This window comes from Leifsonia poae (assembly GCF_027921845.1).
GTDB lineage: Bacteria > Actinomycetota > Actinomycetes > Actinomycetales > Microbacteriaceae > Leifsonia > Leifsonia poae.
On the sequence record NZ_BSEN01000013.1, the window covers coordinates 134,999 to 148,705 of the forward strand.

Annotated in this window: 11 protein-coding genes; 5 read left to right on the forward strand and 6 right to left on the reverse strand. The window is 68.7% G+C overall.

Translation table 11 applies throughout. The annotated features are described in order from the left end of the window. Window positions 1-59 precede the first annotated feature (59 nt). Window positions 60-404 carry an L-rhamnose mutarotase gene (locus PKE84_RS13670; RefSeq protein WP_271177811.1) on the forward strand — a complete coding sequence of 115 codons (345 nt, stop codon included), beginning with the start codon at window positions 60-62 and terminating at the stop codon, window positions 402-404. A 68-nt stretch (window positions 405-472) separates the two neighbouring features. Further along, window positions 473-1,771, forward strand: coding sequence for an MFS transporter (locus PKE84_RS13675; RefSeq protein WP_271177812.1), 1,299 nt, complete (start codon window positions 473-475; stop codon window positions 1,769-1,771). An 83-nt stretch (window positions 1,772-1,854) separates the two neighbouring features. Here PKE84_RS13675 and PKE84_RS13680 read toward each other — a convergent pair whose 3' ends face one another. From PKE84_RS13680 to PKE84_RS13700, 5 genes are all read right to left on the reverse strand, one after another. Continuing rightward, on the reverse strand, window positions 1,855-2,928 hold the full coding sequence (locus PKE84_RS13680) for an alkene reductase (RefSeq protein WP_271177813.1): 1,074 nt from the start codon (window positions 2,926-2,928) through the stop codon (window positions 1,855-1,857). 153 nt (window positions 2,929-3,081) lie between these two features. Further along, the gene (locus tag PKE84_RS13685; RefSeq protein WP_271177814.1) at window positions 3,082-3,891 is read right to left on the reverse strand and encodes an SDR family oxidoreductase; all 810 of its coding nucleotides are present in this window, start codon (window positions 3,889-3,891) and stop codon (window positions 3,082-3,084) included. A gap of 87 nt (window positions 3,892-3,978) precedes the next feature. Continuing rightward, entirely contained in the window at window positions 3,979-4,143 is a 165-nt protein-coding gene (locus PKE84_RS13690) for a hypothetical protein (protein ID WP_271177815.1), read from the reverse strand. Between the two features lie 24 nt (window positions 4,144-4,167). Further along, on the reverse strand, window positions 4,168-5,763 hold the full coding sequence (locus tag PKE84_RS13695) for an MFS transporter (protein WP_271177816.1): 1,596 nt from the start codon (window positions 5,761-5,763) through the stop codon (window positions 4,168-4,170). Between the two features lie 28 nt (window positions 5,764-5,791). Continuing rightward, window positions 5,792-6,202 (reverse strand): DUF7144 family membrane protein, encoded by a 411-nt coding sequence (locus PKE84_RS13700; protein WP_271177817.1) that lies wholly within the window; start codon window positions 6,200-6,202, stop codon window positions 5,792-5,794. 202 nt (window positions 6,203-6,404) lie between these two features. Here PKE84_RS13700 and PKE84_RS13705 point away from each other — a divergent pair, with 202 nt between their 5' ends. Genes PKE84_RS13705 through PKE84_RS13715 form a run of 3 tightly spaced genes read left to right on the forward strand, consistent with a single transcriptional unit; the run spans window position 6,405 to window position 10,836 of the window. Then, the gene (locus tag PKE84_RS13705; RefSeq protein WP_271177818.1) at window positions 6,405-7,517 is read left to right on the forward strand and encodes a DUF998 domain-containing protein; all 1,113 of its coding nucleotides are present in this window, start codon (window positions 6,405-6,407) and stop codon (window positions 7,515-7,517) included. Beyond that, window positions 7,514-9,352: a glycoside hydrolase family 15 protein gene (locus tag PKE84_RS13710; RefSeq protein ID WP_271177819.1), complete on the forward strand. Its 1,839-nt coding sequence runs from the start codon at window positions 7,514-7,516 to the stop codon at window positions 9,350-9,352. Before PKE84_RS13705 ends, PKE84_RS13710 begins: the two co-directional genes overlap by 4 nt. Beyond that, entirely contained in the window at window positions 9,349-10,836 is a 1,488-nt protein-coding gene (locus tag PKE84_RS13715) for a DUF2252 domain-containing protein (RefSeq protein ID WP_271177820.1), read from the forward strand. Before PKE84_RS13710 ends, PKE84_RS13715 begins: the two co-directional genes overlap by 4 nt. Here the strand turns inward: PKE84_RS13715 and PKE84_RS13720 are convergent. Continuing rightward, complete coding sequence (locus PKE84_RS13720) at window positions 10,830-13,475, reverse strand: ATP-binding protein (protein ID WP_271177821.1); 2,646 nt, start codon at window positions 13,473-13,475, stop codon at window positions 10,830-10,832. The genes PKE84_RS13715 and PKE84_RS13720 overlap by 7 nt on opposite strands. Between the last annotated feature and the right edge of the window lie 232 nt (window positions 13,476-13,707).

Genomic DNA, 13,707 nt, shown 5'->3' on the forward strand with positions numbered 1-13,707 from the left:
CGCTCGTGGGCTCCAGCCTATTACTATTTCCTATAGCATTTCAACGAAAGGAGCACTCGATGCGCGTTGCCCTGCATTCGATCGTCCGCGACGGCCGGGAGGCCGGCTATGAGGAGGCGCATGCCGTCATCCCCGACGATCTGGTGGACTCGTTCGATCGGGTGGGCATCCACGACTGGACGATCTGGCGCAGCGGACGGGACCTCTTCCATCTCGTGGACTGCGACGATTTCGCCGCTGCGATGACCGCCCTCGACACCGACCCCGCGAACGAACGCTGGCAGGCGTTCATCGGACCGTACGTCGACCACTTCGTGACGACGGGCGACGGACCGGAGGGCATGATCGTCGGGCGCGTCTGGAGTCTCGGAGACCAACGCTCGATGCACCCGCATCAGCCGTAGCCACACAGCGCCCGACGGGTCCATGATGGCTGGGTGACGAGTCGGGATGAGCCGATCGGTCGCGGATCATGAATCCGGCGGCTCGCCGCGTGCAGCGCGTCTACCTGACCCTGATGCTCGGCAACACGCTGGCCGCCTCGTTCATCTGGGGCATCAACACCCTGTTCCTGCTCGACGCCGGGCTCACCAATTTCGAGGCGTTCGCCGCGAATGCGTTCTTCACCGCCGGCATGGTGATCTTCGAGATCCCGACCGGCGTCGTCGCCGACACCGTCGGGCGCAAGGCCTCGTACCTGCTGGGCACGGTCACCCTGTCGGTGACCACCGGCCTGTACTGGATGCTCTGGCTCTGGCACGCGCCGTTCGTCTGGTGGGCGATCGTGTCGGCGCTCCTCGGCCTGGGCTTCACGTTCTTCTCCGGTGCGGTCGATGCGTGGCTCGTCGACGCCCTCGCGTTCGCCAAGTACACCGGGAGCCTCGAGGCCGTCTTCGGCCGGGGCCTCGTCGTGACGGGCATCTCGATGTTCGCCGGATCGGTGCTCGGCGGCATCATCGCCCAGGCGACCAACCTCGGGGTGCCGTTCCTGCTGAGAGCCGGGGTGCTGGTGGTCATGCTGGTGTTCGCCGCCATCGTGATGAAAGACATGGGCTTCACGCCCGATCACTCGATGGGGCCGATCGCCGCGACGAGGAACGTGCTGAAACAGTCGATCGACCACGGCCTGCGCAAGCGCTCGGTGCGCTGGGTGATCCTGTCGGCGCCGTTCGCCTCCGGTGTCGGCATCTACGCCTTCTACGCCTTGCAGCCCTACCTGCTCCAGCTCTACGGCGACGAGACCGCGTACTCGATCGCCGGACTGGCCGCGGCCATCCTGTCGTTGGCGCAGGTCGCCGGCGGGATCCTCGCACATCGCATCCGGGGACTCTTCGCGAAGCGCACGACCACGGTGATCGGGGCCTCCCTGGTGAGCATCGTGGTGCTCGTGGTGCTGGGGGTGACGAGCCTCTTCTGGCTCGCGATCGTCTTCCTCGTGATCTGGGGCTTCGTGTTCGCGGTCGCCGGGCCGGTTCGTCAGGCGTACCTGAACGACATGATCCCGTCGAAGCAGCGCGCGACGGTGCTGTCGTTCGATTCGCTGTTCGGCAGCCTCGGCGGCGTGTTCATCCAGCCGGCACTGGGGCGCGCGGCCGACCTCTGGGGCTACGGAACGTCGCTCGTCATCGGGGGCGCCGTCGAGCTGATCGGCATCCCGTTCCTGTTCGCCAGCCGGCGGCAGAAGGACCCCGCCGACACCAAGACCGTGCAGACGGAGGCCGCGCCGGTCGAGCCCGGCGACGCCACGCAGGCCGGCCCGGATGCCCGCTGACCCGCTGTGCGCACCGCCGGAGACGATGCAACGCTGCAGACGCGCGACGACGGGTCGCGCCGCCCGCGTCCGCAGCGTGGGTGCTAGGCGCTGAGCCGCGGGTAGTCCGTGTAACCCTCGGCGCCGGCGGTGTAGAACGTCGACGGGTTGGGCTCGTTCTCCGGGTGCGCGCCCTGCCAGCGCTCGACGAGGTCGGGGTTGGCGATCGCGAGGCGACCGACGGCGACGGCGTCCGCGTGGGAGTTCTCCACCAGCGCGATCGCCTCGTCGCGGGTCGTGACGGTGCCGAAGCCGGTGTTGACGATGAACGCGCCGCCGAACCGCTCGCGCAGGTCCTGCACCAGCGCGCCGGACGGATCGCGGTGCAGCACGCTCACGTAGGCCATCCCGAGCGGCGCCAAGCCGTCGACGACCGACCGGTAGGTGGCGGTGACGTCGTCGAGATCGGTCTCGACGACATCCTGGATGTTGTGCATCGGCGAGAGCCGGATGCCGACCCGGCCGGCACCGATGGCCTCACTGACCGCGGTCGCGACCTCGACGACGAAGCGGGCGCGGGCATCCGGGGACTGGCCGTAGTCGTCGTCCCGCTGGTTGGACACCGGGGAGAGGAACTGGTGGAGCAGGTAGCCGTTGGCTCCGTGCAGTTCGACCCCGTCGAAGCCGGCGGCGATCGCGTTGCCGGCAGCCGCGACGAACTCGGCCTTGACGTCGGTGAGCTCATCGGTGGTGAGCGCGTGAGGCAGGGCGTACCGCACCTTCCCGGTGGCGGTGCGGGTCTCGCCGTCGATCGCGATGGCGCTCGGTGCGACGATCCGGTCGGTCCCGGTCACGGCGGGGTGCGACACGCGTCCGCTGTGCATGAGCTGCATCACGATGCGCCCGCCCGCGGCGTGCACGGCGTCGGCGACGGCGCGCCAGCCCTCGATCTGTTCGGCGGTCACGATGCCCGGCTGGCCCGGGTAGGCGCGCGACTCGTGGCTCGGGTAGGTCCCCTCGGAGATGATCAGTCCGATGCTCGCGCGCTGTGCGTAATGCTCTGCCACGAGCGGGCCGGGAACGCCGGTCTCGCTGGAACGTGTGCGGGTCAGCGGCGCCATGACGACGCGGTTGGGCAGCTGCAGATCGCCGAGCGCGACGGGGGAGAACAGATCCATAGAGGGGATGCCTTTCGATTGCGATGCCGCCTCGCAGTCGGAGCGCGGCCCCTGGGGCCAACTTGCGGCGGTCGTGCGCTATTCCGGCTTTCACCGGATTTGCGGAAGGGACATCACGGTCCCTCAGGTGTGCGGCCCACAGGTGGGCGGGCCTCAGCGGGCGAGGGCCTCCAGGTCGTCTCGCACGCGCTGCGGCTCGGCGTCGATGGGCATGTCGAGGGTGTCCACCACACCGTCGAGTGCGCCGGGGGCATCCGGGAGCAGGGCGGCGAACAGCGGGGTGAGATCGGTCTGCGCCGGTCCCTTCTCGGCGACGAGCTCGAAGGTCTTGCGGTCGGCGGCGTCCGTGGTGAGGCTGCCGACGAGCACCTCCGCGATCTGCCGGCGGGAGATGACGCCGTCGCTGGAGTCGCCCGCGCGGTGCGTGTCTCCCTGCAGCAGCACGAGCCGGAGCTCGTCCGGCTCGTTGTAGTCGAACCATCCCGGGCGCACGATCGCGTACGGCCGCCCGCTCGCGCGCACGAGCCGTTCGCCCCGCCGCTTCCAGTCGGGCGACTCGCTCTCACGGTTGAAGGCGCCACCGCGGTCGGTGACGCCGATCATCGTCATCAGGGCGATGCGTGCTGGACGGTCGCCGAGCGCTGTCAGCACATTGCGCACCGCGCCGTAATCGACGGCCTCGGCGTCGGCCGGATTGTCGCCGTGCGAGCCGTGCGTGAAGATCACGGCGTCGACGCCGTCGACTGCTTCGCCGAGCGTCTCGGCGCGGGTGAGGTCGCCGACGACGAGTTGCGCCTCGGCCGGCAGGGCGTCCGCCTTGGCGGCATCCCGTACGAGCGCGCGGGTCGTGTGGCCCCTGCGGATGGCCTCGGCGACGGCGAGCCGGCCGATGCTGCCGGTTGCGCCGACGACCAGCACAGTCAGGGGAGCGGCGTTCACAGTTCCGGAAGTGGAGAGAGACACGCCGCCACGATACGCGTAACTCCGGAACTCGCGACCTGTTCGGCCGCGAGATTCCGGAGTTACGGAGTTACAGAGTTACGACTGCGGTCAGGAGTTGCTGCGGCCCCGGATCGACCGGATGATCCAGCCGATCACGCCGACGAGCAGCAGGATGATCGCGATGTAGAGCAACCACTTCAGTGCGGTCACGAAGATGCCGAGACCGAAGAAGATGATGGCGAGAACGATGAGGATGATGAAAAGTACGGGCATCCGCACATGCTTTCACAATTCCGCTCAAACGATGGTCTCTCCCGGCGGAGCGTCCGATTGCTCCGGATCGGGGAGGCGCACCATCCGGAACGACAGGATGAAGCCGATGAGGGCCGCCAGGATCGGTGCGATCAGCGCGATCTGCAGGGCGATCGGCCGCGCCTCGGTGTTGATGCGCACGATCTCGTCCTGGATCTTCTGCGGCTGATCGGCCAGCTGTTTCGTCAGCTGGGTGTTGCTCAGCAGCTGGGCGTCCTCATCCAGCGCCTGTGCCACCTGCTGCTTCTCGGCGGCGGGAAGCACCTCGCTGGAGTTCGCGAGATTCGTGAACAACGGTGCCAGAGCCGCGAGCAACACCGCGCCGGCTACCGCGAGCCCGAACGACAGTCCGAACGATCCGGCGGCGGAGTTGACACCGGCCGCCTCGCTCACGCGTTCGTTCGAGATCGGCGACAACGTGTAGTTGTTGAGCTGGGAGACGAGCAGCCCCAGCCCGCCGCCGCAGATGATCAACGGCACCAGCAGCCACCAGCCGGAGTCCGCCCGGGGAATGACGAACACCAGGCTGATCAGTCCGACCGCCAGCAGCAGGAAGCCCCACCGAACGAGTCCCGCCGGTCGTCGCTTCGTCAGGCGCCTCCCCGCGACCAGGGCGACGGCGAACATGGTGAGCGACAGCGGTGCGATCGAGAGCCCTGCCTCGAGCGCGTTGTACTCGAACACCATCTGCAGGTACAGGGGCAGCACGATCATCGTGCCGCCGAGGGCGATCTGCTGCAGCATCTGCTGGCTGATGCCGAACCGGAACCGCGGGAGCGTGAACAGGTCCGGATCGAGCAGGGCCGCCTGGTGCCGGCGTTTGCGGCGCAGGAGCCAGAAGACCAGCCCGAACAGTCCCGCAATGCCGACGGCGATCAGCAGGCCGACGTAGCCGGCGCCCTCCTGCCAGGCCAGGATGCCGAGAACGATGCCGCCCATCCCGACCACCGAGAGGAGCGAGCCGACCACGTCGACTTTGCGGGAGCCCGTGTACGGGACGTCGCGCACCAGCCGGATGCCCGACAGCACGACGGCGATGATCACCGCCTCGAGGAGGAACGCGATGCGCCACGAGAGGAACGTGGTGATCACGCCGCCGAGGAGCGGCCCGACGGCGGCGGCGATGGCGGCCGAGGCGCCGACCAGCGCATACACCCGCGCCTGCGCGGACCCCTCGAAGTTGCCGTGGATCAGCGACTGCATCGAGGGCAGGAGCAGCGACGCGCCCAGCCCGCCGATCACCGCCCAGAAAACGATGATGGCCAGGATGCTCTGGGCCAACGTCATCGCGATCGCCCCGATCGCGTAGGCCACGAGCCCGATCACGTAGGCGCGTTTACGCCCGATGAGGTCGCCGACCTTGCCGCCGATCAGGATGAAGGCGGCCGAGACGAGCGCTTCGAGAGCGATCGCCGACTGCACGCTGCTGACCGTCGAATCGAGGTCGCGTACGACGGCCGAGATCGACACGTTCATGATGGACGTGTCGACCACCAGCACGAACATGGCCATCGCGAGAAGCAGTGCCAGCATCCCGTTGAACTTGGCGGCCTGCGCCGGTGGAGCCGTGTCCTTCGTCATGCCGTGTCCTTCGTCACGAGGATGTCCGTCATGAGGTCGTCGGCCGGCGCGGCGCGCTCCCGCCGTGGGCCGTCACGGCGTAGATCACGAGAACGTCGAGCGCGATGAGGATCGCGGACCACCATGGCTGCGCCGGGATGAGGAAGAGCTGACCGATCGCGCTCAGAATCGCCAGGATCACGACGACGATCCGCGCCCAGAGCGCACCGGCGAACAGGCCGCCCGACGCGAGGACGGCCAGGATCCCGATGATCAGGTTCCACCAGCCCCACCCGGAGATGTCGAAGACGAAGAGGGAGCCGTGCGCGACCACGTAGTACGGGTCGGGCGCGAACAGGGCGACGATGCCCTGGAGCACGCTGAAAAGGCCCGAGATGAGAACGACGAGGGCGGCGAACGCTCTCCAGCCCGACAGGGTCGCACTGTCAGCGGTGGTCATCAGCTTGTCTCCTTCGGCTCGTACCGCCCGCGACACGCGCGAACTTATGGCCCGAAACTAGCCACGCCGCCCGCGCAGCGCATCATCCCCGCGGAATGAGATCGCGAACATCACCCGACGAGGATGATTCCGCGCAGGCTCGGCGCGGGTGACGATGTGGAGAGAGGGTCTCGCGGCATCGGACCGGCGAAGGGAGTGGCACGTGCAAGCACAGCCGTCGGTCGCAGAGATCGTTCGTCACCCGGTGGCGTCAGCGGAGTCCGCGGAGTCTGCAGCCCTGCTCGTCAGCGCGGCCGTCTTCATCGTCGCGGCGGTGATCGGTGTCATCACCTTCTGGGGGATGTTCCTGCCGATCTCGGGCCCTGGATCGCTCGGCCAGTTCGTCGCGATCTGGTCCGGAATCGCGGCCACGGTCGCCTTTGTGACCGCCCGGGCGCTGATCGGCCGGTCGGGTGCCCCTGCTCTGAGCGCGTCGCGGCGTCCGAACGCGATGGCCGCGGACTTCCCCTGGTACGACGTGGTCGCCGTGGCCGTGGCCCACGGAGTGATCGCCCTGCTCGGGTGGATCGGCATCGCCGACCTCCTCGAGAAGAGCTTCATCGGCGCGCAGGTCTACGCCTTGTCCGCGGCCTTGCTCGCGGCGGTCGCCATCGCGGCCTCGACGTACGTCGCCTTCCTGTCCGCGGTGAGCATGACGCCGACGCTGCTTTCGCTTGTGCTCGCAGTGTTCCTGGTCGTCGGTTCGTTCGCGAGCATGCTGAGCGCGTCCGACCCGCTCTGGTGGCAGAAGAACCTGAGCACGCTCGGTCTGCCCGACGACGTGTCGTCGCTGGCCTTCAACCTGACGCTGATCATCGCCGGCGTCATCGTGACCGCCATCGCCCACTACTCGACGGCGGACCTGCCCGCGCGCACGCCGCGTGAACTCCGCGGACGCAGCTGGGTGAGGGGAGCGCTCACCCTGATCGGCATCCTGCTCGCCTGCGTCGGTCTCTTCCCTCTCGACCGCAGTCTCACCATCCACAACATCTCCGCGAGCGGCATGGCCATCGTGTTCGTGACCCTCGCTCTCGGCATCCGGTCGTTCATCCCGACGCTGCCGCGTGTGTTCGCCATTCTGAGCTACACATTCGTCGGCGTGATCGTGGTGCTGGCGGCGTTCTTCATCTCCGGGTACTACACGCTGACCGCCGTCGAGCTGGTGGCGTTTCTGATGATCTTCAGCTGGCTGATCATCTTCATGCGCAACACCAGAGCGCTCGGATCGAACGAGCCGGCCACCGAGCACCACGTCGCAGAGGAGCACGCAGTATGAGCGAATACCCCCCGATCGCCGAGCACGGCCTGATCGGCGACCTGCAGACGTCGGCCCTCGTTGCGACGGATGGAACGATCGACTGGTTCTGCAGTCCCCGCTTCGACTCGCCCAGCCTGTTCGCATCTCTGCTCGACAGCGAGAAGGGCGGGCACTTCACGACACGACCACACGTCGCCACATTCGACACGAAGCAGCTCTATCTGCCGGACACGGCGGTGCTGGTGACCAGGTTCCTGACCGAGGCGGGGGTCGGCGAACTCATCGACTTCATGCCGGCCACTGATGAGGTCGCCCGCGAGCGGCACCGCCTGGTGCGCGTGCTCCGGTGCGTTCGCGGAGCGATGGAGTTCGACATCGAGATCGCCCCGCGTTTCGACTATGGGCGCACGCCGCACCGGCTCACGGTGGGGGAGGACGGCGCGGTCTTCGTCACCGACGCACTCACCCTGGCGCTGAGTGTCATCCGCGACCCCGACGACGCCAGGCTCGCCCACGTCGAGCAGACCGACGACGGCGACCTGCGCGCGACCGTGAGCCTGCGGGAGGGGGAGTTGCGCGGCATCGTGCTCGAGACGGGGCCCGATGTCGAAGCGGCGCCCATCCCCGTCGCCGAGGGGCGTCGCCTGCTCGACGACACCACCAAGTACTGGCAGGACTGGGTGGAGAAGTCGACGTACACCGGGCGCTGGCGAGAGGAAGTGCAGCGATCGGCCATCACTCTCAAGCTGCTCACCTACGCACCGACGGGCGGCCTCGTCGCCGCGCCGACGGCCGGGCTGCCCGAGCAGATCGGCGGCGAGCGCAACTGGGACTATCGGTACACGTGGGTGCGCGACGCGTCGTTCTCGGTGCACACGCTGGTCAGACTGGGCTTCGTCGACGAAGCCATCGCCTTCGGCAGGTGGCTGAGGGATCGGGTCGTCGAACCGCTCGACAGCGACACCGGACCGCTCAACATCATGTACCGGGTCGACGGCGATCCGAAGCTGAGCGAGGAGGTCGTGGAGGAGTGGGAAGGCTACCGCGGGTCGCACCCGGTGCGCATCGGCAACGGGGCCGCCGATCAGCTCCAGCTCGACATCTACGGTGAGGCCCTGGACGCCGTGTATCACCTCGACCGCTCGGGCAACGTCATCGGCCACGACGGCTGGACGGCGATCTGCCGGATGCTCGACTGGCTCGCGGAGAATTGGCAGCAGCCGGAGGAGGGGATCTGGGAGACCCGTGGCGGACGGAAGGACTTCACCTACGGCCGTCTGATGGTGTGGGTGGCCTTCGATCGCGGCATCCGGCTGGCAGCCACGCATGGAAGGCCGGCGCCCGTAGACCGGTGGACAGAGGCCCGCGACGCCGTCTACGACGAGATCATGGAGAAGGGATGGAGCGAGGATCGTCGCGCCTTCGTGCAGCAGTACGGCGACACCGTTCTGGATGCGTCGCTGTTGAAGATGCCGCAGGTCGGGTTCATCTCGCCTCACGACACGCTCTGGATCGACACCCTCCGCGCGATGGAGGAGGAGCTGGTCTCCGACAACCTCGTCTATCGCTACAACCCGAGCGCCTCGCCGGACGGGCTGCAGGGCTCGGAAGGGACGTTCTCGCTCTGCACCTTCCTCTACGTCGATGCGCTCGCGCGGACCGGTCGCGTCGAAGATGCGCGGCTCACGTTCGAGAAGATGCTGACCTACGCCAACCACGTCGGGCTCTTCGCCGAGGAGATCTCGGCGACCGGTGAGCAGCTCGGCAACTTTCCGCAGGCCTTCACCCACCTGGCGCTGATCGACGCCGCGATCACCTTGAACGCTCGATTGGACGGGAGGAACCCGGAATGACACCGGAACAGCAGGAGGAACCACGGCCCGTCGCGGACGAGTTCGTGCGCCGCGTCGCCGAGGGCCTCTCGGGGCCGCATGAGGGCTCGCTGTCGTTCGCAGACCGCCGCGCCCTGGGGCGGGCCGCGCGTGCGACGACGCCGCGCTCGTCGCACGCGGAGTGGGAGACGCCGGCCGGCCGTCGCGACCCCGTCGACATCCTGCTCGCCCAGGCGACGACGCGGGTGCCGGAACTCGTGCCCCTCCGGCACGCCCGCATGATGGCGTCGCCGTTCGCCTTCTACCGCGGGGCGGCCGCGATCATGGCGGCCGATCTCGCGGACACCCCAGTCACGGGCCTCACGGCGCAGATCTGCGGCGATGCCCACCTCTCCAACTTCGGGCTGTTCGGAACGCCCGAGCGCGAGATGGTGTTCGACATCAACGACTTCGATGAGACGCTCCCCGGCCCGTGGGAGTGGGACGTCAAGCGCCTCGCGGCGAGCTTCGAGATCGCGGGCAGGCACCGGGGGTTCAGCGCCCGTCAGCGGCGGGCATCGACCATCGCGGTGGCCCGCGGGTACCGCAACCGGATGCGCGAGTCAGCCGAGGACGACGTGCTGGCCTCCTGGTACAGCCACCTCACTGCCGACCAGCTGATCGACTGGGTACGGGCGCAACGGCACGCGGGCTTCGCCCGGTCGGTCCAGGTGCGTCAGATCGAACGCATCGTGGCGAAGGCGCGCACCCAGAACAGTGCCAAGGTCTTCAAGTCGCTCGTCGACGCGACCGACAGCGGTCCCCGCATCCGCTCGGATCCGCCGCTGATCGTGCCGCTCGAAGAGCTCGTCAGCGAGTCGGAGGCGGCCGTCATCAACGAGTGGATGCTCGCCCTGCTCCGCGACTACCGTCGCAGCCTGCGCGACGTCTACTCGCCCCTCGACGACTTCCGGTTCGAGCACATCGCGCGAAAGGTGGTCGGCGTCGGAAGCGTCGGAACCCGCGCCTGGCTGGTGCTGCTCACCGGCCGCGACGAGAGGGACCCGTTGCTGCTGCAGGCGAAGGAAGCCGAGGCCTCCGTGCTCGAAGCCCACCTGCCGCCGAGCGTGTACCCGACGCACGGTGAGCGCGTCGTGCGCGGTCAGCGTGCGATGCAGGCCGCCAGCGACATCTTCCTCGGCTGGACGCGACTGGTGGGCATCGACGGGCGGGACCACGACTACTACCTTCGGCAGTTCCGGGATTGGAAGGGCTCGATCGACGTCGAGCAGCTGCAGGTGGAGGGTGCGATGCTCTATGCGCAGATCTGCGGCGAGACGCTGGCCCGCGCCCACGCCCGTTCGGGAGATCGGGTCGCCATCGCGGGCTATCTCGGCGCTGGTGACACCTTCGATCGTGCGATCTCGGAGTTCGCGCGTGGCTATGCCGATCAGAACGAGAGCGACTACGAGGCGTTCGCCGCTGCGGCGGCATCCGGAAGGGTGGAGCTGCCGGCGGACTACTGAGCGCGCGGGACGTCCTGGGGCTGCGCCGATGTCGAGGGCGTCCGGGCCGCCTCCTCGAGTGCCTCGGCGACCGCCTGCTCGACCGTGAGCTCGCGTCCCGCCGTGATCGCCGCATCCAGTCGCTCGTGGTCGCTGCCGCCCGCGATCGTGTCGAGGTACGCCTGGTGGAACGTGAACGTCGGGCCGTTGTGGAGGCCGCTGCGCTCGCGGAGCGCTCGCGCCGCCCCGGCGAGGTGACCGGCTCGCTCGACGTCGCCGGCGAGGGCCGCGACGGCGACCATCCCCTCGAGACCGTACGCGAGGCCCTCCGGATGGCCGAGCCCGGCCGAGGTGGTGACGCTGAGGGCGAAGTCCTTACGGGCGTCGTCGACGTCGCCCAGCATCAGCTGAGCCCAGCCCAGGTGGTAGGCGGCGACACGCTCGCCGACCGCGTCGCCTTGGCTCTGTGTGAAGGCGAGGCTCTCCTCGAACCGTGACCGCGCCTGCTCGAGCTTCTGCTCCCGCAGCGACACCCGGCCCAGGATGACGAGCGCCATCGACTCGCCCCAGATGTTCCCGGTCTCGTGGAAGAGCCGCCGGCTCACCTGCATGACCTCCTCGGCGCGCTCCAGGTCCGGCGTCTCGCCGGCGAGCAGGGCCAGGGCGAGCGAGATGCGGGTGAGTGCCTCGCCCTCCGGGTCGTTCGTGCGATGGAACAGCTCGGCGGCCTCGGTGAGATCGGCGGCGACGCTGCCGTCCGGGTCCTTCCAGAACATGATCGTGCGGGTGAAGTAGACGGCGATCGCCCAGGTGTGATCATCGAGGTGCTCGCCGGCGTTGAGCGCCTCGTCCATCCAGGTGCGCACCTCGCCGAGCAGGCCGGAGACCCACCAGTACAGGTAGAGCCGGAAGGCGAGCGTGGCGGCGCGATCCCAGTCCCCGCTGCCGAGCAGGTAGCGTTCGGCCGCACGCAGATTGTCGCGCTCGTCGCTGATGCGCCCCAGCCATTCGCGCTGCCGTTCGCCTTTGAGCTCCTGCTCCACATGCGCGGACCGGTCGAGGTAGAACCGGGCGTGGGCGTCCCGCACGCGATGCAGGTCGCCGGAATCCCAGAGCTGCTCGCGCGCGTACTCGCGCACGATCGCCTGCATCGAGAATCGCGGGCGGTCACCGCGATCGTGCTGGCTGACGAGGCTGCTGTCGACCAGGGCGGCCAGGTCGGTCAGGATGTCGGCGTCGACGGGGTAGCCGTTGTCAGCGTCGGCGTCGGAGTCGGTGTCGGCGCCGCCGTCGCTCGCGACGAACTCCGCCGCCGCCAGCGTGAAGCCGCCCTCGAAGACGCCGAGGCGGGCGAGCAGCCGGCGCTGGTCCTCTTCGAGCAGCTGGGTGCTCCACTCGATCGTGCGGCGCAGGGTCTGCTGCCGCTCCGGCAGGTCGCGCGAGCCGCCGACGAGCACGGTCAGCCGCCGGTCGAGCCGCTCCAGCAGGTCCGCCGGAGACAGCACCCGGATGCGCGCGGCCGCCAGCTCGATCGCCAGCGGCATGCCGTCGAGCGCCGCGCACACCCCGGCTACGGCATCCGTGTTGTCCGGGGTGATCTCGAAGTCGGGCTTCACCGCGTGGGCGCGCTCGACGAACAGGTCGACGGACGACCGTTCCGGCAGCGGGCCGACCTCGTAGCTGCGCTCCGCCGTCACCCGCAGCAGGACCCGGCTCGTGACCATCATCGACAGCCCGGGGGCGGCGGTGAGCAGGGCCGTGAGGTCGGGTCCGGCCGGCAGCACCTGCTCGAAGTTGTCGAGCACCATCAGGAGGTGGCGGTCGTGGAGGGCGGTTACCAGGTTCTCCATGACGGGGGCGTCGCCCGTGTCGCGCACACCCAGCGCCTGCGCGATGGCGTTGGGCACACGGCCGGCGTCGTGGACGGCGGTGAGGTCGACGAACACGGCCCCGTCTGCGAAGGCGGGGGAGGCGGCGTTGGCGGCGGCGATCGCAAGCCGGCTCTTGCCGATGCCGCCCGGGCCGTTCAGGGTGATGAGGCGGCCGCCGGCGTCGAGCATCCGGCCGATCTCGGCGACGTCGTCGTCGCGACCGACCAGCTCGGTCAGGGGGCGGGGGAGCCGTGCAGGTTCGATGACGCGGTCGGCGTCGCTGAGCACGTCGGCGTGCAGCAGGGCCTGGCTCTGCTCGAAACGTTCGGCCAGCAGGGTCGCCAGATCGGCCTCGACCAGTCGTGCGAGCTCTTTGGGCGTCTCGAAGTACTTGTAGGCGGCGCGATCATCGTCGCGGATGCGGTTGAGCAGCCCGGTGAGCTTCGGCTCGCGGTTCTCGGCCGGGCTCTTCACATAGAGGAGGCGCGGGAGGTCATCCGGGCAGAGGTTGTACTCGTCTTCGAGGCCCGAGACCTCCTCGTCGGGCGCGACCCAGCCGTACCGCTCCCAGTACAGGCCGAGGAACACGTCGCTCTGCTCCAGGTAGGCGCGATACAGCTCCCGCGGTGGGTGGGGGCGGGCGCCGAGCTCGAACATGACCGGCGCGAGGTGCAACCGCTCGATGGCGGTCCGGGTCGCTCGACGCTCGGCGGCGAGCTCCTGAAGGGTGGAACTGACGAAGATCCGCAGCCGCTGATCCGGCGTGCGGATAACATGAGCGCTCCTCATGTACTGCATTCTGTTGCGTCGGGACCGGTCTCGTCCACTCTTTTGCATAGATCCGGCGCTCGGCGCCGCGCCGGCCGACGCTCGTTTCGCCCCGGCCGGCGCTCGTTTCGCCCCGGCCGGCGGTCGTTTGCCACTTGATGCGGTGATTCAGGCGCGTAAACCACCGCAACTGGCAAACGACGCTCAGGCGGCGCAGACGCTGCCAGCGAAGGTTACCCGGAGGTTTCCATTT